Genomic DNA, 245 nt, shown 5'->3' on the forward strand with positions numbered 1-245 from the left:
AACTCGGACTGGCGCAGCCGCATGGTGCCGACAGGGGCAGGGCTGAGCGGTGTAAAACCGACACCGGATTTGGAAAAAGCTTCAAACAGGATCGGCGACGCCGAGCCATAGCCGCTCAAACCCGGAACGGCGCCATTGTCAGCACGGCCGACCCAGACACCCAGCACATAACGTCCATCAAAACCAACCGACCATGCATCGCGATAGCCATAGCTGGTACCGGTTTTATAGGCGAGGCCGCGCTG

Annotated in this window: 1 pseudogene; it reads right to left on the minus strand. The window is 60.0% G+C overall.

The features are described 5' to 3' along the window. Positions 1 to 245 (minus strand): annotated as a pseudogene (locus HBA93_RS22745) (penicillin-binding protein 1C); the annotation flags it as partial.

The sequence above is a fragment of the Ochrobactrum sp. SFR4 genome, from assembly GCF_019730395.1.
Lineage (GTDB): Bacteria > Pseudomonadota > Alphaproteobacteria > Rhizobiales > Rhizobiaceae > Pseudochrobactrum.